This window comes from Pseudomonas sp. Eth.TT006 (genome assembly GCF_054456575.1).
In genome coordinates this window covers 15,696-41,641 of sequence record NZ_JBTJEN010000017.1, presented here as the reverse complement: position 1 = coordinate 41,641, position 25,946 = coordinate 15,696, and the positions used below count along the sequence as shown (strand labels likewise).

The following is a 25,946-nucleotide window of genomic DNA, read 5'->3' as shown; positions in this document are numbered from 1 at the left end:
TGAAGTTGACGCGCAGTATAGCGACAGGCCCTAGACCGGCAAAGCGCTCGCGGTGCCCGATGGTCACTGAAAGTGGGTAGAATGCGGTTTTTTTCCAGTTGCGGGGGTGCGCGTTGCGCGAAATCGTCCTGATTAACATCACGGGAGTCGACCGTCCGGGTCTGACTGCGGCCATTACCGGCGTTCTGGCACAAGGTGGTGTGAACATTCTCGACATCGGTCAGGCGGTGATCCACGACACCCTGTCGTTCGGCATCCTGGTTGAAATCCCCGATTCCGAGCAAGGCAAAGCCGTGCTCAAGGACATTCTGTTCAAGGGCTACGAGCTCGACCAGCAGGTGCGTTTCACCCCGGTGTCCGAAGAGGATTACCAGCAGTGGGTGGGCAATCAAGGCAAGAAACGCCACATCGTCACCCTGCTGACCCGCAAAGTGACCGCCGGCCAATTGCAGGCGGTCAGCTCGATCACCGCCAAATATGGCCTGAACATCGACCATATCGACCGTCTGTCGGGTCGCATGCCGCTGGACACACCGGCGGACAAGGGCAAGGGCTGCATCGAGTTTTCCGTGCGTGGCGAGGCGGCTGATCCGCAGGCCCTGCGCGCCGAATTCCTCAGCGTTGCCCAGGAACTCAACGTCGACATCGCCTTCCAGGAAGATTCGCTGTTCCGGCGCAACCGGCGTCTGGCGGTGTTCGACATGGACTCGACGCTGATCGAAGCCGAAGTCATCGATGAGCTGGCGAAAGCTGCCGGCGTGGGCGAGCAGGTGTCGGCCATCACCGAGCGGGCGATGGCCGGTGAGCTGGATTTCCGTGCCAGTTTCAAGGAGCGTCTGGCGCTGCTCAAGGGCCTCGACGTCAGCGTGCTGGATTCGATCGGCGCCTCGCTGCGCCTGACCGAAGGCGCGGAAACCCTGTTCGCCGAACTCAAGCGCCTGGGCTACAAGACCGCGATCCTGTCTGGCGGCTTCACTTACTTTGCCAAGCAGCTGCAGGCCAGACTCGGCATCGACTATGTGTTCGCCAACGAACTGGAAGTGGTCGACGGTAAATGCACCGGCGTGGCGATCGAGCCGATTGTCGACGCGCAGCGCAAGGCTGATCTGCTGAAGGAGCTGGCGCACAAGGAAGGCTTGCGGCTGGAGCAGACCATTGCGGTCGGCGATGGCGCGAATGACCTGCCGATGCTGGCGATTGCAGGCCTCGGCGTGGCGTTCCGGGCCAAGCCGCTGGTCAAACAGTCGGCCAAGCAGGCGATCTCCACCTTGGGGCTGGATGGCGTGCTGTATCTGCTGGGGTTCCGGGATCGTGACGGGCAGTTGTAATTAAAGATCAAAAGATCGCAGCCTGCGGCAGCTCCTACACATTTCCCTGTAGGAGCTGCCGCAGGCTGCGATCTTTTGCTTTCAAAGCGACTTCCACAACGAATCAAAATCCTCCTCGCCGCCGCCATTCTTTGCGGCCTCCAGCGAACGATAGGCAAACTGATTGAAACTGTGCGTACTCGCCACCCGTCGATCAAGGCCGGCGCGGTGTTCTTCGCCGTGGGTGTTGATCAGCACTTTATTGCCTTCCTGAAACGGCAGGCGCGGTGCGAGCAAGGTCGCGGGCAGGTCGATGGCGCTGATCTCGGGCAGCAGCAAGCCGCGCAAGTAGTGGCTGTGATCATCCTGTGAGCGCACCAGTTGCAAGCCGCACGGTTCGGCGTGCGGCGCCACCAGCTCGATGCCCATTTGCGGTCCGCTGCCGCGCACTTGGCGAATCCAGCGTACCACCGCAATGCTCCAGCCCTGATTCGAACTGTCCTGAATCCCGACCATCTCACCGGCCTGCAACTCGGCGGGCACTTCGCCGGGCCAGCCCAGGCAGTAACCGCCGGGACTGTGGTTGATCACCGGCAGCGAGTAGGTCGGGTAATGCTGGGTCTGGTCAGCGGCATTTTCGTCTTCACCGAGCTGGTCGTACTGGATTTCTTCGTAAGGCAGAAATTCCTCCGCATTGCTTTGCGGAGCGGCGTCGAAGGCCTGGCTCCAGCTGTCTTTTTCGCCCTTGACCACGGCGCGGCTGAAGTTGGCGGTACGCACGCCGGGATGCTTGAGCAACTCACTGAAGGTGCGCTCGCCACCGAGATAGAAGTGCAGGGCGCTCATGCCCACGCATACGGTCAGGTTGCCTTGGCCGGCAGTGCGCTGAAAACTGCGCTCGGCGGCCTGGCCCCAACTGGCGTGCACGTGTTGCAGGGTGTCGAGGGTCAGTCCGTTCGGCACGGACAGTGGCGTCGAGGTCTGCTGATGCAGCAAGTGCGCTTCGATGACCTCCACCAGCGGCTGCGGATTGAAGCCGAGCAGCGCGCCCGCTTGCTCTTTACGAAACTGGCTGCGGTAGCGCGGGCCAGTGTCCAGTTCGGCGCTGATGGCGAACAGTCCGTCATCGGGGCTGCCGGGATGCAGTTTGAGCAAGGCGCCCCACGGCTCCAGCACCTCGGCCAGCCGGGCGATCTGGTTCTGCCGCAGTTGATTGCAGCGGGCGCTGCCCAATAGCAGTGCGGCGATGTAGGTCTGTTCCAGGCTCAATTCTGTGCTCAGACTCGCCAGATCGTCGTGAACCCGACGCTGTTGCAGTTGCAGGCCGCAAGCACAGCGATACAACTGATGTAGCTCGAACCACAGCTGTTCCGGCGCCGCGCTGTAAAGCTGCGCAGCCCGCAACAGTTGGCCCTTGAGCGCATGCGCGGCGCGCTGCAGCGCCAGGCTGACCAGCGCCGCGCGGTCCTTGTGGTACTTGGGCACGATGCGCAACACGATCTGCTTGTAGCCAATGGCCAACTGGTTTTGCAGGGCCTGACACAGGTTGCTGATCTTGCGCGAGCGGTCGTCGAGCATGATCGCCTGGTGCAGGAAGTGTCGCTCCAGATGCTGACAGACGAAATACACCTCGGGGCGCAGCAGCTCCAGCAGTTGCAGGCGGTTGTCGCTGGGGGTCAGCAGTTGGTTGAGTTCGCCCAGGCCTTGGTACAACTGGCGGGCGGTTTCGCCGATGTTGGCCTTGGGCAGGCCGGCGATCCAGCGCTTGAGGTCGCGCGGGGTGGCTTCGCAGAACGACAGGCGCGACTGCGTGGGAGTCGGGGCGCTTAACAGCGGAGGGGGCATGGTCTGGCTCATGCCAAAAACCATAGCAGCAAACGTCACGGTCTGTCGCGGTGGCGATCTCTGTAGGAGCTGCCGCAGGCTGCGATCTTTTGATTTTGTTTTTTAAAAAACAGATCAAAAGATCGCAGCCTGCGGCAGCTCCTACAGGGGGGCGGGGTATCAGGCTTTTGGCAGTGCCAGGGCTTGGCCCATCTGTACTGGCGAACCGGCGGCGAGTTGTTCGGCCCACTTCACCTGATCTGGCCCGAACAGCACGATCGCGGTGGAACCCAGCTTGAAGCGCCCCAGTTCGGCGCCTTTTTCCAGATGGATCGGGGCACGGGCGGCTTCGTCGTAGCGGAAGGTTTTCAGTTCGCGCTTCGGCGGAGTGACCAGACCGGCCCACACGGTTTCGATCGACGCAACGATCATCGCGCCGACCAGCACCACGGCCATCGGCCCGCGCTCGGTGTCGAAAATGCACGCCACGCGCTCGTTACGGGCGAACAGCTCCGGCACGTTTTCCGCGGTGGTCTGGTTGACCGAGAAGATCCGCCCCGGGATGTAGACCATTTCGCGCAGGGTGCCGGCCAGCGGCATGTGCACGCGGTGGTAGTCCTTCGGCGACAGGTAAATGGTGGCGAAGTCGCCGCCCATGAACGGTGCGGCATTTGCCGCGTCACCGCCGAGCAGTTCCAGCACGCTGAAGCTGTGGCCCTTGGCCTGGAACACCCGACCGTGCTCGATCGGACCAAGCTGGCTGACCGCACCGTCCGCCGGGCTGAGAATCGCACCCGGGGTTTCGTCCAGTGGACGCGCGCCGTCTTTCAGGGCGCGGGTGAAGAAGGCATTGAAGTGCTCGTAAGCGGTGAGGTCTTCGACCAGCGCTTGCGACATGTCCACCTGATAACGCTTGGCGAACCACTGGGTAAAGGCATTCTTGAACCAGCGTACGCGGCACTCGGCAACGCAGCCGGCCAGGCGCGACAGCAGGTGATGCGGCAGCAGGTACTGACTGAGGATAAACAGACGCTCTTTCATTAGTTGTCCTTAGAACCTTGAATCTCGACAGGCGTGTCAGGGTGGTTGCCCCATTCGCCCCAGGAACCGGCGTAGCCCTTGACCCGCGGATAACCGAGGGACTTGGCCACCAGATAGGTGAAGCCGGACCGGTGATGGGTCTGGCAGTGGGTAATGATTTCTTTGTCCTTGGTGATCCCGAGGTCTTCGAGGATCTGCGGCATGTCGCTGCGGATGCGCAACTGGCGCGCCTGGTCCATGCCGGCGGTCCACTCGAAGTTCACTGCGCCGGGAATGTGCCCGGCCTTGGCGGCCAGTACTTTCTCGCCGGAGTATTCCAGTGGTCCACGGGCATCCCAGATTGCCAGATCGGCAGCGCCGAGACGGCTTTGCAGGTATTCGCGGGTGGCGGTCGGCTCTTCGTGCAGAGTCAGTGCTACCGGGTTACCTGCCGCCGGCGGCACCTGGATCGACATTGGCATGCCAGCCGCCAGCCACGCCGGCAGACCGCCGTCGACGTAGTGATATTTGTCATGACCGATCACGTCGAGCAGCCAGATGAAACGTCCGGCCCAGCCGCCGCCTTCATCGTCATAGACCACGTAGACCGCTTCTTTGCGATGGCCCAGTTCGCCGAACAACGCTTTGAGATCGGCTTTCGCCGGCAGCAGCCCCGGTGCCGGTGGCTGGCCGAGCTGGGTGCGTTTCGGGTCGACAAAGCGTGCGCCGGGAAGGTGACCTTCGGCATAGCGGGCAGGGCTGGTCAGATCCACCAGAATCAGTTCGGGGGACTCGAGCCGCGGGAGCAGGTCGCTCGGCTCGATAACGAGCGGCAAGCCAGAGAAGTCAGACATGTGAGGTCTCCAGAGCACAAAGGGGGGGATTGTAGCGCAGCCTCATCGACCACGGCTGCTAAAGCTGTGCAGGGCCTTTTCGATGCACTGTGCGGTTTTGCCGAAGGCCTGCACGGTGATGTCGGCGAATGGCCCGCCGCCCTGATCGGCCACGACGATCATGATCACCCGGCCGTTATTGACCAGCGAGCGCAGGAACAGATGTTCGCCACGAAACAGCGAACGCAGGCCAGGCGGCAGCAGGGCGGAGAATTGCGCGTTGTTTTCGGGGTTGATTCGCACCTGTGCCTGTTGCGCGAGCAAGCGTTGCAGGACTTTGCTCTGACTGACGACAAAATTCAGCGCGGCGGCGTCTTTCGGCAGGCCGTAGGTCTGGTGCACGCGCAGATTGGACTGGGTGCGATCGGCCATCAGGATCATCACCCGACGCATGCCGCTGGCGGCCAATGCATCGCGGGCGGCAACGGTCAGGCTCATGGCATTGGTGAAGCGGCTCGGCTCGGCCAGCAATTCGGCGCATTGCCGGCGCCATTGGCTCAGATCCTCGGCATTCGGCGCGGCCGCCGGCAACATCCCGGCCGGCAAACGATGGGTGCCCCACGGCCACAATAAGGCAACGGCCGGGTGCCACAGATCGGGCATGGCATGCTGGCGCGCGCTGTTGGCGGCTTGCTGGTGCAACTGCTGCTGCACTTCATCCATGGGAACCTGCAGATAAAGGCTGGTCAGGTACTGCCAGCGCGCGCTGTGCGGACTGTCCCAGGCCTGTTGCGCCGACAACGCCAGTCCGTTAGCGAGCAGCACGGTGTTGGCCGGCTGGTTCAGCCAGCGGCGCAGGGTCGGGTCTTCGTCGAGACGGTGTTGCTGGCGCAACGGATGTTCGCTGTCGCGGGCGATGCGCAGCACTTTCACCAATTCGCGTTGTTCGCTGAGCAGCAGCTTATAGCCTTGCTGCACCCAGATCGGCAGGTGCCAGGCCTGGACCAGCGCTTCGGCGACCTTCAGCAGGCGTACGCCAAACAGTTGCTTTTCAACCACTGGTGCCGATTCGCCCTTGTGGATAACGCGCAATTCCCACTCTTCGAGCAATTCGGGATAGGTCAGCGCCAACGGCCATAGCGGCGAGAGAAACAGCAGGCTGCCCCAATGAATGTCCTGCCACAGGCGCGCCAGGCGGCTGGCGAAAAAACCGTTGGCCTGTTGCATGGCGTGCTGGCTGATCATTTGCAGCTGGCGCAAGGCCTTGGGGATCTGCATATGCGCTTCGACGGGCAGCCGCGCGAGCAATTCTTCGGTACGCGCCAGGCCCAGACGATTGATCGCTACCTCAAGATTTTCCGCGGGAGCGGCCATGGTGCCGTGGGTGTGACGATTGGCCTCACGGATGATGCTCAAGGCCAGTGCCGGACTGTCCTGCATCAGGTCGGCGATGTCGCGCAGGGAACTGCGATTATCACGGATCGCCCGGCAGACTTTGTCGTGAGCCTCTTGCGGCACGGGCAGGCGGACGCCATCGAGCAGCTTGACCCAGCCTTCGAGCGTGGTCGGTTTTGCGTGTGGGACGTTCGTTTCATTAGCCATGTCTGGACGAGATCTTCACTGACTTTAGACGCGCCCGGCATGGGCTAAATTGGCTTTTCGCCTGAACTGGCTATAGTCTGGCGCAGTTTTGCCGATAAGTAGAAGAAGAGATTTTTTAACTTCCGAATATGACCTTGAACCCGACTTAAGTAAGTACTTTCTATCTATGGCTAAAATTATCGGCATCATCGTCGTATTCGCGAGCGTGCTCGGCGGATACGTGCTCTCCCACGGCAAGATTGCCGCCCTGATCCAGCCCTTCGAGGTGATGATCATCGGTGGTGCGGCCCTCGGTGCATTCCTCCAGGCCAACCCCGGTTACATGACCATGCACGTGCTCAAGAAATCCCTGAGCATGTTCAGTTCGCGTTTCAGCCACACCTTCTATCTGGAAGTGCTGGGGCTGATTTACGAGATCCTCAACAAGAGCCGCCGCGAAGGCATGATGGCCATCGAAGGCGATATCGAAGATGCCGCCGCGAGCCCGATCTTCGCCAAGTACCCGGCCGTGCTCAAGGACGAACGCATGACCGCGTTCATCTGCGATTACCTGCGCATCATGTCCTCCGGCAACATGGCGCCGCATGAGCTGGAAGGCCTGTTCGACATGGAACTCTACAGCCTCAAGGAAGACCTCGAGCACCCGTCCCACGCGGTGAACGGCATCGCCGACGCCATGCCCGGTTTCGGTATCGTCGCGGCGGTACTGGGGATCGTGGTGACCATGGCCTCGCTGGGTGAAGGCGACCAGAAATCCATCGGCCTGCACGTTGGTGCGGCACTGGTCGGTACCTTCTTCGGTATTCTCGCGGCCTACGGTTTCTTCGGTCCGCTGGCCCACTCCCTGGCCCACGATGCCAAGGAAGAGCTGAACGTCTACGAGGCGATCAAGGCTTCCCTGGTAGCCTCGGCTTCCGGCATGCCGCCATCGCTGGCCGTGGAGTTCGGGCGCAAGGTTCTGTACCCGGCGCACCGTCCAAGCTTTGCCGAGCTGGAACAAGCCGTTCGCGGTCGCTAAGCCATGGAAAACAATCAGCCGATAATCATCAAGCGCGTCAAGCGCATAGCCGGCGGGCATCACGGCGGGGCATGGAAAATCGCCTTCGCCGACTTCGCCACGGCGATGATGGCGTTCTTCCTGGTGTTGTGGCTGCTGTCTACCGCCACGCCGGAGCAGAAGATCGCCATCGCCGGTTACTTCAAGGATCCGGTCGGCTTCTCCGAAAGCGGCACGCCATACATCATCGATCTGGGCGGCACGCCGACCCTCGCTCCGGAAAACACCCTCAACCCCGAGGTGAAGTCGCAGCCGCAGCCGGACAAGGTCACGGTCGACACCGAGCAGGTTGAAGGCATGGCCGAGCAGGTCGAGAAAGAGCGTCTGGAACTGTTGCTGCAAGAACTGCAGAACAAGGTCGACGAGAATCCGCAGCTGCAAAAGTTCAAGGATCAGATCCTGTTCGAGATCACCCCGAACGGCTTGCGCATCCAGATCATGGACGCGGAAAACCGGCCGATGTTCGACTCGGGCTCGGCGCGTCTGAAGCCGTACTTCGAAGACATCCTGCTGGCCATGGCCGATACCATCAAAGCGGTGCCGAACAAGATCAGCATCAGCGGCCACACCGACGCCAAGCCGTACACCGGCACCGGCGATTTCGGTAACTGGGAACTCTCGGCCAACCGCGCCAACGCCGCCCGGCGTGCGCTGGTGGCAGGCAGCTATCCGGATTCGCAGGTGGCGCGGGTCGTCGGTTATGCCTCGTCGGCACTGTTCGACAAGGAAAACCCCTTCAACCCGGTCAACCGTCGTATCGACATCGTGGTCCTGACCAAGAAAGCCCAGGCCGCGATCGAAGGTGCGCAAGGTGCCGACGCGGCCAAGCCCTCCGCCAAAGACGAGCACGGCGCCGCGCCGGCGACCCCGGTCGACCCGAACGCGCTGCCGGCGGACCAGCAACCGGTCCCGGCCCATGAGCTGCGCGAACGGCTGAACCTGTTCGACGATGCCGCGCCAAAACCGGCCGCTCCCGGGGCTGCGGCACCAGCCCCGGCTGCTCCGCCAGCCACTGCACCGGCGCCCGCGCCGAAGCAGTGATTAACAAAAAGCCACGGTGACCGTGGCTTTTTTGTTTCTGCCTGCGTCGCAATGACCAGTCGCAGTTCTCGCAAATCACGGAAGATCAGTTATGGAAAGACTCAAAGCCTATTTTCAGCGGCACGGCAACGCACCCTTCAAGTTTGGCGAGGGGCGGGTCAGTGGCTATATTTCCGCCACTCTCGGACTGTTGAGTCTGCTGGCGGTGTTCTGCTTCCTGTTTCCCGAGTGGCTGACCACAGCCGAACTGCGCAAGGTCTATGACGAGCAGTTCGCACGCACCACACTGTTGCTGGGTCTGGTGCTATCGTTCAGCCTGGGCACCCTGAATATCCTGCTCAACAAACGCAAACGTCTGGGGATTACCGGGCTGCTGGCGTCGGGGCTGGCGGTGTTTCTTGGTGGCACCAATGTTCAGGTCAGTTCGATCGGACAGACGCCGTACTCGCTGGGGCTGGACTGGTTTGTGCTGGCGCTGCTGGTCTCTGCGATTGTGTTTATTCCGCTGGAAAAGCTCTACTCCAAGGATCCCGAGCAAAATATCCTGCGCCCGCACTGGCGCACCGACCTGACCTACTTTTTCGTCAGTCATATGCTGGTGCAGTTCATCCTGATCTTCATCACCGCCTCGTCGAGTTACATCGCCGGCTGGGCGGTATCGCCCGGCTTGCAGGCCAGTGTGCAAAGCCTGCCGCTGGTGGTGCAGTTCCTGCTCGCGGTGCTGGTGGCGGATCTCGGCCAGTATTGGCTGCACCGGCTCTACCATGTGGTGCCATTTCTGTGGCGCATCCACGCGGTGCATCACTCCAGCACCCACATGGACTGGCTTGCCGGTTCCCGCGTGCACTTCATCGAAATCCTGCTGACCCGCACCGGTGTGCTGGTGCCATTAATGTTGCTGGGGTTCGCGCCGCAGGCGTTGAACGCCTATGTGATTCTGGTCGGCGTCCAGGCCGTGCTCGCCCATGCCAATGTACGCATCAACGGCGGCTGGCTGAATTACTTGATCGTGCTGCCGCGTTATCACCACTGGCACCATGCCCGGCACAAGGACTACATCTACAAGAACTACGCCATTCACACGCCGTTGGTGGACATGCTGTTCGGCACGTTCAAGCTGCCGCCGAAAGAGTGGCCGGTGCGTTATGGCGTGTTTGGCAAGGAGCTGCCGGGCGGGATTGTGCGTCAGCATTTGTATGCATTTCAAAAGCCTGAGCCAAAGACGGTCGTGCCAAAGCCGCCCGCGAGTATCTGACCAATAAAAAGCCGACAGTGATGTCGGCTTTTTTGTGCCTGTCGATTGGCCTTAGAACCCGCGCCGGATCCGGCTTTTCAACTGATCATGAAACAGCTCGGCATTGCGCTTGTAAGTGCCCTTGATCGATTCGTTGATCGAGTCCAGCGCCATCGACCGTCGGTTGGTCACTTCCTCACGATAGGCATCGATAAAGAAATTCAGGTCATTGTCGGTGCTCAACTTCGGCCACTTGTCGAGGTACAGCGGCAATTCCGCCGGCCCGGTCCTGAATGAGCAGATGCGCCGGTTGCTGATCGTCGCCTCGCCGATTTCAAACGGCACCCACCATGACAACGCGGTCTTTTCCGACACCACCGCGAGCAGGTGCGTGCATTCGGTGATATTGCGCGTGATCACGCTGGTGATGTCTTCGGTGGTCTGCGACTCCGGGTCGAGTACGTCGAGGTAGGTCTTGATGTTGGCCTGCATCAGGCGGCTGTTGATGGCCATGGCCTGCGGGCGATCCATGTGGCGGTAGCTGATGAAAACCGGCATCAGAAATGTCCTTTGAGGGCGAGTTCACGGTAATAGGCGCCGAGTGCTGTGAGGCGGCAGCCGGTGGAGTTGATGGCGGCGTAGTACATGTGTTCGGCATCCGCCGGCTCGATCAGACTGTGGCGATTGCACATCTGCAGTTGCTTGAAGATGTCGCCATGCTCGGGGTCGAACGTCGCTTCGGTGGGCTCGTAGCTTGGGTCAAGCCGGAAGACAAAACTCGGCTCGGGGAACCAGTCCTTGAGTTTGCGCAGGGTCTCCTCGGCGATCAGCGGCGCGACCTCGCGCAGCGGTACAAACTGCGAGACGTTGGTCTTGAACACCGGACGCTGTTCCCAAGCGCCCAAAGCATTGTCGACAAACGAGTAGACGCTACCGGGGGTGACCTTGCCGAGTACGTTGGCAGCGCCACCGTGCAGCGCTTGCAGCAACAGATCGGTGAAAACGCCGTGGCCGCGACTTTCCAAAGCGTATTGTTCTTTTTTGCAGGCCGTGAGAATGGTCACACCTTCGCCGATCACGCTGCTGCCGCCGCGCAGGTTACGCGTGGCGCCTGCGGCGCCGGCCTGGCAGCAATCGAGGATGATGATTTTGTTCTTGATGTGCGCGGCCTTGTCCGCCCATTCCAGAATGTCGCTGATGCGGATACCGTCTCCGCCAGGCTGATAGTCCTGCGGAATCAGCAGTCCTTCGTCAATGCTGGTGTCGAATTGTCCATGACCGGCGAAGTACAGCAGTGCGACGTCACAGTCGCCTGAGTACAGGCTCTGGATCTGCTGTTTCATGTGGTTGAGCGCCAGTTTCTCTTCGGCTGAAGTCAGCACTTTGCTGCTGAAGTTAGGCCGCCCGTTGGCGTGACGTTCCAGCACTGACGCCATGGCCATTGCGTCGTTGTTACAGCCGCTCAGGGGCGAGACATGGTCGTAGTGGTTGATCCCGATAAACAGTCCCTTGCGCATGATTACACCGCCGTGTGCAGGCGAATCGCACTGATGATGCTGTCGGTGTTCCATGCGCATTCGGCGTGCGCCGCGTCACGCACTACCGTGGAGATGCGCTCGGCGCCGAACGGCTTGATCGCGATGATCACCTTGCCCAGGCGTTTGGCGATCTCGATTTCCTTGTTGATCCACTTGCTGTAGGTCGAATACATCCCGGCCATGATCAGCACCGCCGAGCAAGGGCGAATCTTGTTTTCGATGGCCTCTTCGAGCTGCTTGTCGGTCTGCGCGCCCATGATCGGGTTGTGCGGCGGCACGGAAAAATTCTTGAAGGTGAAACCGGGTTTGGCGCCGAGCAGGCGTACCAGATTGTCGTGAGCGTGGGAGTAGTTCCACGAATGGCTGATGAACAGGTGATAGGTCTGCATGGGGTTCCTCGAGGGTCGCGAAAGTGCGAAGGAGGACCCCAATCTAGGCATCTGAGGCGAGCCTGCAAGGGTTGGGCGGTGAAACAGAAACGTCCTGCTGGCAGGCGCGGGCGGGCCTTTCAGAAAGCTCTGACGTTTAACGGGGGCGGGGATTTGTCAGGCGCGTTCCGACATCCGGCAGCCCTCGGGCGAGGGGCTGCCGACGCGGATGTTTAGTAGCCGTTTTCCGGCAGGCTGGCGATGATCGAGCGGTAGCTGTTCATCCGTTGCTGCTGCACGCGCCCGTCTTCCAGGGCCTTGAGCAGTGCGCAACCGGGTTCGCGATCGTGCTTGCAGTCGCGGAAGCGGCAAGTGCCGAGCAGGTCATTGAACTCGATGAAACCGGCTTCGACATCAGCCCGGCTGACGTGGCCCAGACCGAATTCACGGATACCCGGGGAGTCAATCAGCTCACCGCCACCGGGGAAGTGGAACAGGCGCGCGGTGGTCGTGGTGTGCGTGCCCTGACCGGACAGCTCGGACAGCGGCCCGACGCGAGTGTCGACTTCCGGCAGCAGGCTGTTGACCAGCGACGACTTGCCCACGCCGGACTGGCCGACGAACACGCTGATGCGCCCGTCGAGCTGCTTCTGCAACTGCTCCATGCCGTTGCCGTGATGCGCCGAAACCTCCAGCACCGGGTAACCCAGCGTGCGATACACCGCCAGCAGCGCGTTGAGGGCTGGCGCATTCTGCTCGTCGATCAGGTCGAATTTATTCAGCAGCAGCAACGGGCGGATGCCGGCGTGCTCGGCGGCCACCAGATAACGGTCGATCAGGTTGGCATGCGGCTCGGGCAGCGGCGCGAAGACGATGACAATCATGTCGACGTTGGCGGCCACCGGCTTGAGCTGGCCTCGGCTGTCCGGGCGGCACAGTTCGGTGGTGCGCGGCAGTTGCGCGACGATCACCCCGATGCCCTGGTTGCCGGCACGCCAGACCACCCGATCACCGGTCACCAGCGCCGGCAGGTTGGCGCGCAGGTGGCAACGGAAGACCTGGCCGGCCAGTTCGCCTTCCACGGCCTCGACTTCGACCTGCACCCCGAAGTGCGCGATCACCAGGCCGTGTTGCTCAGGGCCGAGGTCGCCGCCCTCGAGGGCTTCGACCGCCGAGGATTCGCGTTTGGCGGCGCGGGCAGCGCGCTCGCCCTGGATCTTTTCGATGCGCCAGTTTTGACGACGATTGAGTTGGCGTTTGGCCATGGGTGTTCCGTCTGAAGAATGCAGCGATTAGGTAAAACGGCCGCGAGTTTAGCACGCCCGGGCAGCCGCCTAGGCTAAACTGCGCAGCATTGCCTAGGAGTCCGAATATGCCAAACCCGCAGAACCTGATCTGGATCGATCTGGAAATGACCGGCCTTGATCCGGAAAACGACGTCATAATCGAAATGGCCACCATTGTCACCGACAGCGAGCTGAACACCCTCGCCGAAGGCCCGGTGATCGCCATTCACCACAGTGACGAAGTGCTCGCCCGCATGGACGAGTGGAACACCCGCACCCACGGCAACTCGGGTCTGACCCAGCGTGTGCGTGAAAGCCGTATCAGCATGGCTGAAGCCGAGGCCGAAACCATCGCGTTCCTGGAAAAGTGGGTACCGAAGGGCAAGTCGCCGATCTGCGGCAACAGCATCTGCCAGGACCGGCGCTTCCTTTATACCCACATGAAAGCGCTGGAAAGCTACTTCCACTACCGCAACCTCGATGTGTCGACGCTGAAAGAGCTAGCCGCACGCTGGGCGCCGGACGTACGCGACAGCTTCAAGAAGGGCAGCACCCACCTGGCGCTGGACGACATCCGCGAATCGATCGCCGAGCTGCAGCATTACCGCAAGCACTTCATCAAGTTCTGATCAGCTAGATGGCTTCGCGGACCTCCGGGGCTGGTTACGCTTTTTGTGGCGAGGGGATTTATCCCCGATGGATTGCGAAGCGATCCCATGCAACCCATCAGACAGACCGAGTTTTCAGGTTTTGCGACTGCTACGCAGCCGATCGGGGATAAATCCCCCCGCCACAGATAAAGCATTCATGTGATGGCACCGCCCTCTTCTGGTGCGGCGCCGAAATGGCTAGACTGCGCGCCTTCCTGCCAGGACCGCCGCCATGCTGCTGATGCTCTATCTGATCGCCATTACCGCCGAAGCCATGACCGGTGCGCTGTCTGCCGGACGGCGCGGCATGGACTGGTTCGGTGTGGTGCTGATCGCCTGCGTCACGGCATTGGGCGGCGGTTCGGTGCGCGACGTGCTGCTCGGGCATTACCCGCTGACCTGGGTCAAACACCCGGAATACCTGGTGCTGACCTCGGCCGCCGCCATGCTCACCGTGTTCACTGCGCGCTGGATGCGTCACCTGCGCTCGCTGTTTCTGGTGCTCGACGCGGTCGGTCTGGTGGCGTTCACCCTGATCGGCTGCATGACCGCACTGGAAATGGGCCACGGCATGCTGGTGGCCTCGGTCAGCGGCGTGATCACCGGGGTCTTCGGCGGCATCCTGCGCGACATCTTCTGCAACGACATCCCGCTGATCTTCCGCCGCGAGCTGTACGCCAGCGTCTCGTTCGCGGCAGCGTGGTGCTACATGCTCTGCCTGGCCCTGAACGTGCCGAGCGAGCAGGCGATCCTGATCACCTTGTTCGGCGGCTTCCTGCTACGGCTGCTGGCGATCCGTTTCCACTGGGAAATGCCCAAGTTTGTCTACAACGACCAGCCCTGACACGAATAATCTGTAGGAGCTGCCGAAGGCTGCGATCTTTTGATCTTGCTTCTAAAAAACAAAATCAAAAGATCGCAGCCTGCGGCAGCTCCTACAGTATGTAATTACACGAGGCCGTGCTGTTTCAGCGCCCACTCGACATGTTCGCGTACCAGCTCGGACGGATAATCACGGCGTGCCTTCAACGCCTCCAGCACCGGGATGCTCGACGGCGCATTGCCCAGGCCCACGGCCAGATTGCGCAGCCAACGTTCGTAACCGGCGCGGCGTAGCGGCGAGCCTTCGGTGCTGCTGAGAAATTTGTCCTCGTCCCACATGAACAGCTCGGCCAGTTCGGCGTTGTCCAGATTGTGCCGGGGCTTGAAGTCGCTTTCCCCGGTCGGGCGGGCGAAGCGGTTCCACGGGCAGACGATCTGGCAGTCGTCGCAGCCGAACACGCGGTTGCCGATCAGCGGGCGCAGGTCTTCGGGGATGGCGTTTTTCAGTTCGATGGTCAGGTAGGAAATGCAGCGCCGGGCGTCCAGCACATACGGGCCGACGAAGGCATTGGTCGGGCAGATGTCCAGGCACGCGGTGCAGCGCCCGCAATGTTCAGTGCTGTGCGGTTCATCCACCGGCAGTGGCAGATCGACGAACAGTTCGCTCAAAAAGAAATAACTGCCGGCCTTGCGATTAAGCACCAGGGTGTTTTTGCCGATCCAGCCCAGTCCGGCCTGCTCGGCGATGGCTTTTTCCAGCACTGGGGCGCTGTCGACGAACGCGCGGAAACCGAACGGGCCGATTTCGGCCTTAATCTTGTCGGCCAGTTGCTGCACACGTTTACGGATCAATTTGTGGTAATCGCGGCCCAAGGCATAACGCGAGACGTAGGCTTTTTCCGGTTGCGCGAGCCTTTGTGCCATCTGCGTGTCGCCGGGCAGGTAGTCCATGCGCAGCGACACCACGCGCAAGGTGCCGGGCACCAGCTCTTCAGGGTGCGAGCGTTTGCTGCCATGGGCGCCCATGTAATCCATTTCGCCGTGGTAGCCGGCGGCGAGCCAGCGTTCCAGGTGCTGCTCATGTTCGGCCAGGTCCAGACCGCTGATGCCGACTTGCTGGAAACCCAGCTCGCGGCCCCAATCCTTGATCGATTGGGCGAGGGCGGGCAGATCTGTGGTGATGGCGGACATGAGGCGAGAGAAACCGGAGCTGAGGTGCGTATAATTCTGCCAGACATCGGAGCCCGAAGACGCATGCCGCACACGAAAGATGAATTACCCGACGCGCTGTACGCCGCCGCCCAGGTGCGCGACTTCGACGCGCGGCTGATTGCCGCCGGCACGCCGGGCTTCGAACTGATGCAGCGCGCCGCGCATGCGACCTGGCGCGCTGTGGTGCGACAGTGGCCTTCGGCGCAGCAGATGACCGTGCTGGCCGGGCATGGCAACAACGCCGGCGACGGTTTTCTGATCGCCGCTCTGGCGCACCAGGCCGGTTGGACCGTGCAGGTGCTGGCCGTCGGTGATCCGCAACGTTCGCAGGGCGATGCTGCGCAGGCTTATGCACAGGCCATGAATGATGGCGTTGCCGTGCACAACTGGGCCGCGCACAGCGAGCTGCGCGGTGTGCTGGTCGATGCCTTGCTCGGCACCGGCCTGGCCGGCGAGGTGCGCGAGCCTTATGCCGCTGCGATCAAGGCGATCAATGCCAGTGGCCTGCCGGTGGTGGCGGTGGATATTCCTTCCGGGTTGTCGGCCGATACCGGGCATGTCCTCGGTGATGCGGTTCGCGCCGACCTTACCGTGACCTTTATTGCTTTGAAAGTCGGCCTGTTCACCGGGGATGCGGCGGACCGGGTCGGTGCCTTGGTGTTTAACGATCTGCAAGCCGACGCCGATTTCTACCGTGACATGCCGGCCCGCGCGCTGCGGCTCACGGCGGCTAATCTGCCGCGACTGGCGCCGCGTGCGCCGACAGCCCACAAGGGCCGCTTCGGTCATGTGCTATTGATCGGCGGCGATCACGGGTTTGGCGGGGCGATCCTGCTCAGTAGCGAAACCGCCCTGCGCAGCGGCGCGGGCATGGTCTCGCTGGCGACGCGCCCGGAACATGTGCCCGCTGCATTGACCCGCGTGCCGGAGGCCATGGTGCTCGGTGCTTCATCGGCCAATCAGTTGATGGGCCTGCTGGAGAAAGTCTCGGTGCTGGTGGTCGGGCCGGGGTTAGGGCAGGCGAGTTGGGGGCGGGCGCTGTTGTCGGCGGCGGCGAATGCGGCGCTGCCGCAGGTGTGGGACGCCGACGCATTGAATCTGCTGGCCAGCGCTGTTGTCAGTCTGCCCAGGGATTGCGTGATCACCCCGCATCCGGGGGAGGCGGCGCGCCTGTTGGGAATCAGTACCGCCGAGGTGCAAGGCGATCGCCCGGCAGCGGCGCTGGCACTGAGCAAGAAATATTCGGCGGTCGTCGTGCTCAAAGGCGCCGGTAGTCTGATTGCCCATCCCGATGGCCGTTTGGCGTTGTGTCATCAGGGCCATCCGGCCATGGCCACTGCCGGGCTGGGCGATGTACTCGCCGGTCTGACCGGCGCGTTGCTGGCGCAAGGCATGGACGCTTTCGATGCCGCATGCCTGGCGGTCTGGCTGCACGCCAATGCCGGCGCGCAACAAGGTAAATTCGGCCGTGGACTGGCGGCCAGTGATCTGATTCCAGTCATTCGTCAGTTGTTGGAGGAGCATTCACCGTGTCTGAAGTAACCCTGTACCTGGCCGATGAACAGGCCATGAGCGACTTTGGCGCACGGATCGCCCGCGTGACCCAGGGCCATGGCCTGATTTTTCTCGAAGGCAACCTGGGCATGGGCAAAACCACACTGTCGCGGGGCATCATTCGCGGGCTGGGGCATGTCGGTGCGGTAAAAAGTCCGACCTTCACTTTGGTCGAACCTTACGAGATCGGCGACGTGCGCGCCTTCCACTTCGACCTGTATCGTCTGGTCGACCCGGAGGAGCTGGAGTTTCTCGGCATCCGCGACTATTTCGAAGACGATGCCCTGTGTCTGATCGAGTGGCCCGATAAAGGTGCAGGCTTTTTGCCAAAGCCTGACCTGACCATTACCATTAGCCCGCAAGACGGCGGGCGTTCGCTGAAAATTTTATCCCAGGGCTCGCGTGGCGAGGCCTGGTGTGCCGCTTTGGCATTGGAATCCAATTAAATGATGGGGTTAGGTATGCGCTTTCGCGCGTTGGTGGCTGCCGCAGGACTGATGTTGATGGCCGTGGCCGTCAACGCTGTGGCTGACACAAAGGTCAACAGCGTGCGCCTGTGGCGGGCGCCGGACAACACGCGACTGGTCTTCGACCTGAGCGGCCCGGTGCAGCACAGTGTCTTTACCCTGACCGCACCGGACCGGCTGGTGATCGACATCAATGGCGCCACCCTGGGTGCGCCGCTGAAAGTGTCGACCGCCAACACGCCGATCACCGCGATGCGCTCGGCCCAGCGCACGCCGACCGACCTGCGGGTGGTCATCGACCTGAAAAAAGCCGTCACTCCGAAAAGCTTCTCGCTGGCGCCGAACGCGCAATATGGCAACCGCCTGGTGGTCGACCTGTTCGATAACCCGGCCGATGCCGCACCGCCGCCTGCGCCTGCGTCGTCCCCTACGGTGGCGACTGTGCCTGCGGTACCGGTGACCCCGGCAGAACCTGCAATCAAGTTGCCGCCAGCCCCGGCCGGCAAACGCGACATCATCGTGGTGATCGACGCCGGTCACGGCGGCGAAGACCCGGGTGCGTCCGGTTCGCGCGGCCAGCGTGAGAAAGACGTGGTGCTGCAGATCGCCCGCGAGCTGCAACGTCAGGTCAACGGCATGAAAGGCTTCCGCGCCGAACTGACGCGCACCGGCGACTACTTCATTCCGTTACGTGGCCGTACCGAAATTGCCCGCAAGAAGGGCGCAGACCTGTTCGTCTCGATCCACGCCGACGCCGCGCCCTCGGCGGCGGCCTTTGGTGCCTCGGTGTTCGCCTTGTCCGATCGCGGCGCGACTTCGGAGACCGCCCGTTGGCTGGCCGACAGCGAAAACCGTTCCGACCTGATCGGCGGTGCCGGCAACGTCAGCCTCGACGACAAGGACCGCATGCTGGCTGGCGTGTTGCTCGATCTGTCGATGACCGCGTCGCTGACCTCCAGCCTCAACGTCGGCCAGAAAGTCCTGACCAACATTGGTCGCGTGACGCCGCTGCACAAACAGCGCGTGGAGCAGGCCGGGTTCATGGTGCTGAAGTCGCCGGACATTCCGTCGATCCTCGTCGAAACCGGGTTTATCTCCAACGCCAACGAGGCGAGCAAGCTTTCGGCGTCGAGCCACCAGCAGGCGCTGGCCCGTTCGATCAGCAGCGGCGTGCGTCAGTTCTTCCAGCAAAACCCGCCACCGGGCACCTACATTGCCTGGCTGCGTGACTCCGGCAAGATTGCCCAAGGGCCGCGCGATCACCGCGTCAGTCCCGGCGAGACGCTGGCGATGATTGCGGTGCGTTATCAGGTGTCGCCGGCGACCCTGCGCAGTGCCAACAATCTCAGCAGCGATGAACTGAAAATCGGTCAGCACCTGACCATTCCCGGCACCGAACTGGCGTCCAAAGAATGAATCAGCTGTTGAACGCCGCACGCATCGAACTGCTCAGCCCACGGTTGGCGAACCAGATCGCCGCCGGTGAGGTGGTCGAGCGCCCGGCTTCGGTGATCAAGGAACTGCTGGAAAACAGCCTCGATTCCGGTGCCAGGCGCATTGATGTTGATGTCGAGCAGGGTGGCGTCAAGCTGCTGCGGGTGCGCGACGATGGCAGCGGGATTTCCGCCGACGATCTGCCGCTGGCCCTCGCTCGTCACGCCACCAGCAAGATCCGCAACCTCGAAGACCTCGAACAGGTGATGAGCCTTGGTTTCCGTGGTGAAGCACTGGCCTCGATCAGTTCCGTGGCGCGCCTGACCCTGACTTCGCGCACCCGCGACGCCGATCAGGCCTGGCAGGTCGAGACCGAAGGCCGCGACATGGCGCCTCGCGTTCAGCCGGCTGCGCATCCGGTGGGCACATCGGTGGAAGTGCGCGACCTGTTCTTCAACACCCCGGCGCGGCGCAAGTTTCTCAAGACCGAAAAAACCGAATTCGATCACCTGCAAGAAGTGATCAAGCGTCTGGCGCTGGCACGTTTCGACGTGGCTTTTCATTTGCGCCACAACGGCAAGACCATCCTCAGCCTGCACGAGGCCCACGATGATGCGGCCCGTGCGCGGCGGGTAGCGGCGATTTGTGGCTCGGGTTTCCTCGAACAGGCGCTGCCGATCGAGATCGAGCGCAATGGTCTGCATCTGTGGGGTTGGGTCGGTTTGCCGACGTTCAACCGCAGTCAGGCGGATCTGCAGTATTTCTTTGTGAATGGCCGCGCGGTGCGCGATAAACTGGTGGCCCACGCGGTGCGCCAGGCCTATCGCGACGTGCTGTTCAACGGGCGGCATCCGACCTTCGCGCTGTTTTTCGAGGTCGATCCGGCAGCGGTCGACGTCAATGTGCACCCGACCAAACACGAAGTGCGCTTCCGTGACGGGCGTATGGTGCATGACTTCCTTTACGGCACGCTGCACCGTGCGCTGGGCGATGTGCGTCCGGAGGATCAACTGGCCGGGTCGGTGACCACCGCTGTGGTACGGCCAACTGGCATCGAGGCTGGCGAGTTCGGCCCGCAAGGCGAGATGCGTCTGGCGGCCAATGCGCTACTGGAGCAGCCGCAGGCGCAACCGGCGTTCAACACGTCGTCCGGTGCCGCTGCGGGTGGCGCCTATCAATATCAGTACACACCGCGGCCACAAACGGCGGTGCCTGCCGCCGAGGCACAAGCGGCGTACCGCGAGTTTTTCGCGCCGCTGCCGGAGGCCAATGCCAACGCGCTGCCGGCCGGTCAGGAGGACATTCCACCGCTCGGTTACGCGCTGGCGCAGCTCAAGGGCATCTACATCTTGTCCGAGAACGCTCAGGGTCTGGTGCTGGTGGACATGCACGCCGCCCACGAGCGGATCATGTACGAGCGTCTGAAGATTGCCATGGCCAGTGAAGGCCTGAGCGGCCAGCCATTGCTGGTGCCGGAGTCGCTGGCGGTCAGTCAGCGTGAAGCCGATTGCGCTGAAGAGCACGCTGCATGGTTCCAGAAACTGGGCTTCGAACTGCAACGACTGGGGCCGGAAACCCTGGCGATCCGGCAGATTCCGGCGCTGCTCAAGCAGGCCGAAGCCAATCGGCTGGTAGGCGACGTGCTTTCGGATCTGATGGAGTACGGCACCAGCGACCGGATTCAGGCGCACCTCAACGAACTGCTGGGGACCATGGCCTGCCACGGCGCGATCCGCGCCAATCGGCGCCTGGCCCTGCCAGAAATGAACGGCCTGCTGCGCGACATGGAAAACACCGAGCGCAGCGGTCAATGCAACCATGGCCGACCGACCTGGACCCAATTGGGCCTGGACGATCTGGACAAACTGTTCTTGCGCGGTCGTTGATGAGCCAGCTTCCTCCAGCGATTTTCCTGATGGGCCCGACCGCTGCGGGCAAGACCGACCTGGCCATCGAGCTGAGCAAGGTGCTGCCGTGCGAGCTGATCAGTGTCGATTCGGCGCTGGTCTATCGCGGCATGGACATCGGCACGGCCAAGCCTTCGAAAGAGCTGCTGGCCGAATATCCACACCGTTTGATCGATATTCTCGACCCGGCGGAGGCCTATTCCGCCGCGGATTTCCGTCGCGATGCCCTGCAAGCGATGGCCGAGATCACCGCGCGCGGGAAAATTCCGCTGCTGGTCGGCGGCACGATGCTCTATTACAAGGCTTTGGTCGAAGGGCTGGCGGACATGCCGGCGGCGGATCCCGAGGTTCGCGCACAGATCGAAGAAGAGGCTGCACGCCTTGGCTGGCAAGCCCTGCACGAACAACTGGCGGTAATCGACCCGGAGTCGGCGGCGCGGATTCACCCGAATGATCCACAGCGTCTGAGCCGGGCGCTGGAGGTGTATCGGGTCAGCGGTCAGAGCATGACCGCGCTGCGTCAGCAACAATCTGCGCAAAGTACTGAAGCAGCCGCTTCGGGACGGCAACAATTGCCCTATACTGTCGCGAACTTGGCCATTGCTCCGGCAAATCGCCAGGTACTGCACGAACGCATTAAACAAAGATTCACAAATATGCTGGAACAGGGGTTCATCGACGAGGTCGTAGCCCTGCGTAAAAGAAGTGACCTGCATTCCGGGTTGCCGTCTATACGTGCGGTAGGCTACCGCCAAGTCTGGGACTACCTGGATGGCAAGCTGTCGTTAGTTGAAATGCAGGAACGCGGCGTCATTGCCACGCGTCAATTGGCCAAGCGCCAGTTCACCTGGCTGCGCAGCTGGGATGATCTGCACTGGCTGGACAGTCTTGATTGCGACAATCTGCCACGCGCCTTGAAATACCTTGGAACCATCTCCATATTGAGCTGAGTCCTTGCAATTGCCGTCTATCCTTGGGGGTGTGGCGGCCAAAGCCATCTGAATTACCTATTTTTATTATTGAATCCTTAAAGGAGTGCGGCACATGTCAAAAGGGCATTCGCTACAAGACCCTTACTTGAATACTTTACGTAAAGAGAAAGTCGGGGTTTCCATCTACCTGGTCAACGGTATCAAACTGCAAGGCACGATCGAGTCGTTCGACCAGTTCGTTATCCTGCTGAAAAACACCGTCAGCCAGATGGTTTACAAACACGCTATCTCTACAGTCGTGCCAGTACGTCCAATTCGTCTGCCTAGCGCAACCGAATCCGATGCAGGTGACGCTGAGCCAGGTAACGCCTGATAGGAGTCTCCTTTGTTCTTTGAGCGCCACGGTGGTGGTGAGCGAGTGATCCTCGTTCACTTGGATGGTCAGGACCCTGAGGCGCGCGAAGATCCGCAGGAGTTTCAGGAATTGGCTAATTCGGCGGGCGCCGAGACCGTTGCGTTTTTTAACGTACCGCGTCATCGGCCAACCGCCAAATTCCTGATCGGCAGCGGCAAGGTCGAAGAGCTGCGCGACCTGGTCAAGGCTGAAGAAGCCGATCTGGTGATTTTCAATCACATTCTCACGCCCAGTCAGGAACGTAACCTCGAACGTGTTTTCGAGTGTCGCGTGATCGACCGTACCGGCCTGATTCTCGATATTTTCGCCCAGCGCGCCCGTACCCATGAAGGCAAGCTCCAGGTCGAACTGGCTCAGCTTGACCATATGAGCACGCGGCTGGTGCGTGGCTGGACTCACCTTGAGCGTCAGGGTGGCGGCATCGGCATGCGTGGCCCGGGTGAAACCCAGCTCGAAACCGACCGCCGTCTGCTGCGGGTGCGCCTGCGCCAGATCAAGGGCCGGCTGGAGAAAGTCCGCAGTCAGCGCGAGCAGTCGCGCCGCGGTCGTTCCCGTGCGGATATCCCGACCGTATCGCTGGTGGGCTACACCAACGCCGGCAAATCCACGCTGTTCAATAACGTGACCAAGTCCGAGGTGTACGCGGCTGACCAGCTGTTTGCCACCCTCGACCCGACCTTGCGCCGTCTGGAACTGGACGACCTGGGGCCGATTGTTCTCGCCGACACCGTGGGTTTCATTCGTCACCTGCCGCACAAGCTGGTCGAGGCATTTCGGTCTACGCTCGAAGAGTCGAGCAACTCCGACCTGCTGTTGCACGTGATCGATGCGGCCGAACCGGATCGCATGTTGCAGATCGAGCAAGTGATGGTGGTGCTGGGCGAGATCGGGGCCCAGGACTTGCCGATCCTGGAGGTATACAACAAACTCGATTTGCTTGAAGGCGTTGAGCCGCAGATCCAGCGCGATGCCGATGGCAAGCCGCAACGGGTCTGGTTGTCGGCGCGCGATGGCACGGGTCTGGAATTGCTTGAACAAGCCATTGCCGAGTTGCTGGGCAGTGATTTGTTCGTGGGGACATTGCGTTTGCCGCAACGCTTCGCTCGACTGCGTGCGCAGTTCTTCGAACTTGGTGCGGTGCAAAAAGAACAGCACGACGAAGAAGGCATCAGCCTGCTGACCGTTCGTTTGCCCCGGGTCGAGTTGAATCGACTGGTAAGCCGCGAAGGATTGCAGCCGATGGAATTCATCGAGCAACACACTTTGCAATAAAAGCCTGGCAAAGCGGTTGTGCCGCAACGGCAGGCATTCTGTAGCATTGGTCGGCGCGCCGTGGGTGCGTCTTTGCTTTATCAGATGGAGAGCGCTATGGCTTGGAATGAGCCGGGTGGCAACTCGAATAATCAGGATCCCTGGGGTGGCAAGCGCCGCAATAACGGCGACCGCAAGGGGCCACCGGATCTCGACGAGGCCTTCCGAAAGCTGCAGGAAAGCCTGAACGGGTTGTTCGGTGGTGGTAAGAAACGCGGTGGTGATGACGGCGGTGGTTCGGGCCGGAGCGGTGGCGGCTTCGGCGGTCTGCTCGGCATCGGCCTCGTGGTGCTGGCGGCCGTCTGGCTGTACAGCGCGGTCTATGTGGTTGACGAGCAGGAGCAGGCCGTGGTGCTGCGCTTCGGCAAGTACTACGAGACTGTCGGTCCGGGCCTGAACATCTACTTCCCGCCGATCGACAAGAAGTACATGGAAAACGTTACGCGTGAGCGTGCGTACACCAAGCAGGGCCAGATGCTGACCGAAGACGAGAACATCGTCGAAGTGCCGCTGACCGTGCAGTACAAGATCACCAACCTGCAGGACTTCGTGCTGAACGTCGATCAGCCGGAAATCAGCCTGCAGCATGCGACCGACAGCGCCCTGCGCCACGTGGTGGGTTCCACCGCCATGGACCAGGTGCTGACCGAAGGTCGTGAATTGATGGCCAGCGAAATCAAGGAGCGTCTGCAACGCTTCCTCGATACCTATCGCACCGGTATCACCGTCACCCAGGTCAACGTACAGAACGCGGCAGCCCCGCGTGAAGTGCAGGAAGCCTTCGACGACGTGATCCGCGCCCGCGAAGACGAGCAGCGTTCGCGCAACCAGGCGGAAACCTACGCCAACGGCGTCGTGCCGGAAGCTCGTGGTCAGGCCCAGCGCATCCTCGAGGATGCCAACGGTTACCGCGACGAAACGATCTCGCGCGCCAAGGGTGAGGCCGACCGCTTCACCAAACTGGTCGCCGAGTATCGCAAGGCACCTGAAGTCACCCGCCAGCGTCTGTACCTGGACACCATGCAGGAAGTCTTCAGCAACACCAGCAAGGTGCTCGTGACCGGCAACAAGAACGGCCAGAGCAACCTGCTTTACCTGCCGTTGGACAAGATGATTCAGAACAGCTCGGGTGGCAGCAATGCACCGGTGACCGGTTCGGCCGCTGCCGGCAACAACACGGACGTCGCGCCGCATGTCACTGACCTGCCGCAGACACGCACAAGGGAGACCCGCTGATGAGCAATAAATCGCTGATCGCCCTGATTGTTGGCGTCGTTGTGGTTCTGGTCGGCTGGAACTGCTTCTACATCGTGGCTCAGACCGAGCGTGCGGTGCTGCTGCAATTCGGTCGTGTGGTTCAGGCCGATGTCCAGCCGGGTCTGCATGTGAAAGTGCCTTACGTTAACCAGGTGCGTAAATTTGACGCACGCCTGATGACGCTGGATGCACCGACACAACGCTTCCTGACGCTGGAAAAGAAAGCCGTGATGGTCGATGCCTACGCCAAGTGGCGGGTGAAAGATGCCGAGCGCTTCTACACCGCGACGTCCGGCCTCAAGCAGATCGCCGACGAGCGTCTGTCCCGTCGTCTGGAATCGGGCCTGCGTGACCAGTTCGGCAAGCGCACCCTGCACGAAGTGGTGTCGGGTGAGCGCGACGCACTGATGGCTGATATCACCGCCTCGCTGAACTCGATGGCGGAAAAAGAGCTGGGTATCGAAGTGGTCGATGTCCGGGTCAAGGCCATCGATCTGCCGAAAGAAGTGAACCGCAGCGTGTTCGAACGTATGAGCACCGAGCGTGAGCGTGAAGCTCGTGAGCACCGCGCCAAGGGTAACGAGCTGGCCGAGGGCATTCGTGCCGACGCCGATCGCCAGCGCCGCGTGCTGCTGGCTGAAGCCTATCGTCAATCCGAAGAAATTCGCGGTGACGGTGATGCCCAGGCGGCTGCGATCTACTCCAAGGCCTACGGTCAGGATCAGGAGTTCTACGGTTTCTACCGCAGCCTGCGCGCCTACCGTGAAAGCTTCGCGAACAAATCCGACGTCATGGTTCTCGACCCAAGCAGCGACTTCTTCCGTTACCTGGAAAAGTCCAAGCCTTGATACGGCGTTGACCTGAATCGCTCCGCC

At 61.5% G+C, this 25,946-nt stretch carries 24 protein-coding genes; 15 read left to right on the top strand and 9 right to left on the bottom strand.

Annotation, left to right across the window (positions count from 1 at the left end; translation table 11 throughout):
* The first annotated feature begins 113 nt into the window (after positions 1-113).
* Positions 114-1,328 carry a phosphoserine phosphatase SerB gene (serB, locus tag ACXR0M_RS23265; protein ID WP_127648997.1) on the top strand — a complete coding sequence of 405 codons (1,215 nt, stop codon included), beginning with the start codon at positions 114-116 and terminating at the stop codon, positions 1,326-1,328.
* An 81-nt stretch (positions 1,329-1,409) separates the two neighbouring features.
* Here the strand turns inward: serB and ACXR0M_RS23260 are convergent, their stop codons facing one another.
* From ACXR0M_RS23260 to ACXR0M_RS23245, 4 genes are all read right to left on the bottom strand, one after another.
* Positions 1,410-3,164, bottom strand: a complete 1,755-nt coding sequence (locus ACXR0M_RS23260) for a molecular chaperone (protein WP_458834005.1) — start codon at positions 3,162-3,164, stop codon at positions 1,410-1,412.
* 147 nt (positions 3,165-3,311) lie between these two features.
* Positions 3,312-4,172, bottom strand: a complete 861-nt coding sequence (asd, locus tag ACXR0M_RS23255) for an archaetidylserine decarboxylase (RefSeq protein ID WP_458834004.1) — start codon at positions 4,170-4,172, stop codon at positions 3,312-3,314.
* Entirely contained in the window at positions 4,172-5,005 is an 834-nt protein-coding gene (rhdA, locus tag ACXR0M_RS23250) for a thiosulfate sulfurtransferase (RefSeq protein WP_458834003.1), read from the bottom strand. Before rhdA ends, asd begins: the two co-directional genes overlap by 1 nt.
* 42 nt (positions 5,006-5,047) lie before the next feature.
* Positions 5,048-6,586, bottom strand: a complete 1,539-nt coding sequence (locus ACXR0M_RS23245; RefSeq protein ID WP_458834002.1) for an HDOD domain-containing protein — start codon at positions 6,584-6,586, stop codon at positions 5,048-5,050.
* Positions 6,587-6,752: 166 nt separating this feature from the next.
* On the opposite strand from ACXR0M_RS23245, the gene motA reads away from it, so the two are divergent.
* From motA to ACXR0M_RS23230, 3 genes are all read left to right on the top strand, one after another.
* On the top strand, positions 6,753-7,604 hold the full coding sequence (motA, locus tag ACXR0M_RS23240) for a flagellar motor stator protein MotA (protein ID WP_007952169.1): 852 nt from the start codon (positions 6,753-6,755) through the stop codon (positions 7,602-7,604).
* A gap of 3 nt (positions 7,605-7,607) precedes the next feature.
* Complete coding sequence (motB, locus tag ACXR0M_RS23235; protein ID WP_458834001.1) at positions 7,608-8,684, top strand: flagellar motor protein MotB; 1,077 nt, start codon at positions 7,608-7,610, stop codon at positions 8,682-8,684.
* 91 nt (positions 8,685-8,775) lie between these two features.
* Positions 8,776-9,939, top strand: coding sequence for a sterol desaturase family protein (locus ACXR0M_RS23230; protein ID WP_458834000.1), 1,164 nt, complete (start codon positions 8,776-8,778; stop codon positions 9,937-9,939).
* A 51-nt stretch (positions 9,940-9,990) separates the two neighbouring features.
* On the opposite strand, the gene ACXR0M_RS23225 is transcribed toward ACXR0M_RS23230, so the two are convergent.
* The 4 genes from ACXR0M_RS23225 to rsgA all read right to left on the bottom strand — a co-directional run bounded on the left by ACXR0M_RS23225 (position 9,991) and on the right by rsgA (position 13,089).
* Positions 9,991-10,476 (bottom strand): toll/interleukin-1 receptor domain-containing protein, encoded by a 486-nt coding sequence (locus ACXR0M_RS23225; protein WP_458833999.1) that lies wholly within the window; start codon positions 10,474-10,476, stop codon positions 9,991-9,993.
* Positions 10,476-11,435 (bottom strand): caspase family protein, encoded by a 960-nt coding sequence (locus ACXR0M_RS23220; protein WP_458833998.1) that lies wholly within the window; start codon positions 11,433-11,435, stop codon positions 10,476-10,478. Before ACXR0M_RS23220 ends, ACXR0M_RS23225 begins: the two co-directional genes overlap by 1 nt.
* A 2-nt stretch (positions 11,436-11,437) precedes the next feature.
* Entirely contained in the window at positions 11,438-11,845 is a 408-nt protein-coding gene (locus tag ACXR0M_RS23215) for a TIR domain-containing protein (protein ID WP_458833997.1), read from the bottom strand.
* Between the two features lie 212 nt (positions 11,846-12,057).
* Positions 12,058-13,089, bottom strand: coding sequence for a small ribosomal subunit biogenesis GTPase RsgA (rsgA, locus tag ACXR0M_RS23210; RefSeq protein ID WP_458833996.1), 1,032 nt, complete (start codon positions 13,087-13,089; stop codon positions 12,058-12,060).
* 107 nt (positions 13,090-13,196) lie between these two features.
* On the opposite strand from rsgA, the gene orn reads away from it, so the two are divergent.
* Together orn and ACXR0M_RS23200 are read left to right on the top strand one after the other, a co-directional pair.
* Positions 13,197-13,739, top strand: a complete 543-nt coding sequence (gene orn / locus ACXR0M_RS23205) for an oligoribonuclease (RefSeq protein WP_458833995.1) — start codon at positions 13,197-13,199, stop codon at positions 13,737-13,739.
* Between the two features lie 253 nt (positions 13,740-13,992).
* Positions 13,993-14,604: a trimeric intracellular cation channel family protein gene (locus ACXR0M_RS23200; protein ID WP_458833994.1), complete on the top strand. Its 612-nt coding sequence runs from the start codon at positions 13,993-13,995 to the stop codon at positions 14,602-14,604.
* A gap of 104 nt (positions 14,605-14,708) precedes the next feature.
* Here ACXR0M_RS23200 and queG read toward each other — a convergent pair whose 3' ends face one another.
* Positions 14,709-15,773 (bottom strand): tRNA epoxyqueuosine(34) reductase QueG, encoded by a 1,065-nt coding sequence (gene queG, locus ACXR0M_RS23195; RefSeq protein WP_458833993.1) that lies wholly within the window; start codon positions 15,771-15,773, stop codon positions 14,709-14,711.
* 63 nt (positions 15,774-15,836) lie between these two features.
* Between queG and ACXR0M_RS23190 the strand changes: the two genes are divergently transcribed.
* From ACXR0M_RS23190 to hflC, 9 genes are all read left to right on the top strand, one after another.
* Positions 15,837-17,336, top strand: a complete 1,500-nt coding sequence (locus ACXR0M_RS23190; protein WP_458833992.1) for an NAD(P)H-hydrate dehydratase — start codon at positions 15,837-15,839, stop codon at positions 17,334-17,336.
* Positions 17,324-17,794, top strand: coding sequence for a tRNA (adenosine(37)-N6)-threonylcarbamoyltransferase complex ATPase subunit type 1 TsaE (gene tsaE / locus ACXR0M_RS23185; RefSeq protein ID WP_458833991.1), 471 nt, complete (start codon positions 17,324-17,326; stop codon positions 17,792-17,794). Before ACXR0M_RS23190 ends, tsaE begins: the two co-directional genes overlap by 13 nt.
* Positions 17,795-17,845: 51 nt before the next feature.
* The gene (locus ACXR0M_RS23180) at positions 17,846-19,231 is read left to right on the top strand and encodes an N-acetylmuramoyl-L-alanine amidase (protein ID WP_458834058.1); all 1,386 of its coding nucleotides are present in this window, start codon (positions 17,846-17,848) and stop codon (positions 19,229-19,231) included.
* Positions 19,232-19,236: 5 nt separating this feature from the next.
* Positions 19,237-21,135, top strand: coding sequence for a DNA mismatch repair endonuclease MutL (gene mutL, locus ACXR0M_RS23175; protein WP_458834057.1), 1,899 nt, complete (start codon positions 19,237-19,239; stop codon positions 21,133-21,135).
* On the top strand, positions 21,135-22,106 hold the full coding sequence (gene miaA, locus ACXR0M_RS23170) for a tRNA (adenosine(37)-N6)-dimethylallyltransferase MiaA (protein ID WP_458833990.1): 972 nt from the start codon (positions 21,135-21,137) through the stop codon (positions 22,104-22,106). Before mutL ends, miaA begins: the two co-directional genes overlap by 1 nt.
* 94 nt (positions 22,107-22,200) lie before the next feature.
* Entirely contained in the window at positions 22,201-22,461 is a 261-nt protein-coding gene (hfq, locus tag ACXR0M_RS23165; RefSeq protein WP_003221112.1) for an RNA chaperone Hfq, read from the top strand.
* 12 nt (positions 22,462-22,473) lie between these two features.
* Positions 22,474-23,775: a ribosome rescue GTPase HflX gene (gene hflX, locus ACXR0M_RS23160; RefSeq protein ID WP_458833989.1), complete on the top strand. Its 1,302-nt coding sequence runs from the start codon at positions 22,474-22,476 to the stop codon at positions 23,773-23,775.
* Positions 23,776-23,871: 96 nt separating this feature from the next.
* Complete coding sequence (gene hflK, locus ACXR0M_RS23155) at positions 23,872-25,050, top strand: FtsH protease activity modulator HflK (protein ID WP_458833988.1); 1,179 nt, start codon at positions 23,872-23,874, stop codon at positions 25,048-25,050.
* Positions 25,050-25,919 carry a protease modulator HflC gene (gene hflC, locus ACXR0M_RS23150; RefSeq protein WP_458833987.1) on the top strand — a complete coding sequence of 290 codons (870 nt, stop codon included), beginning with the start codon at positions 25,050-25,052 and terminating at the stop codon, positions 25,917-25,919. Before hflK ends, hflC begins: the two co-directional genes overlap by 1 nt.
* Positions 25,920-25,946 lie beyond the last annotated feature (27 nt).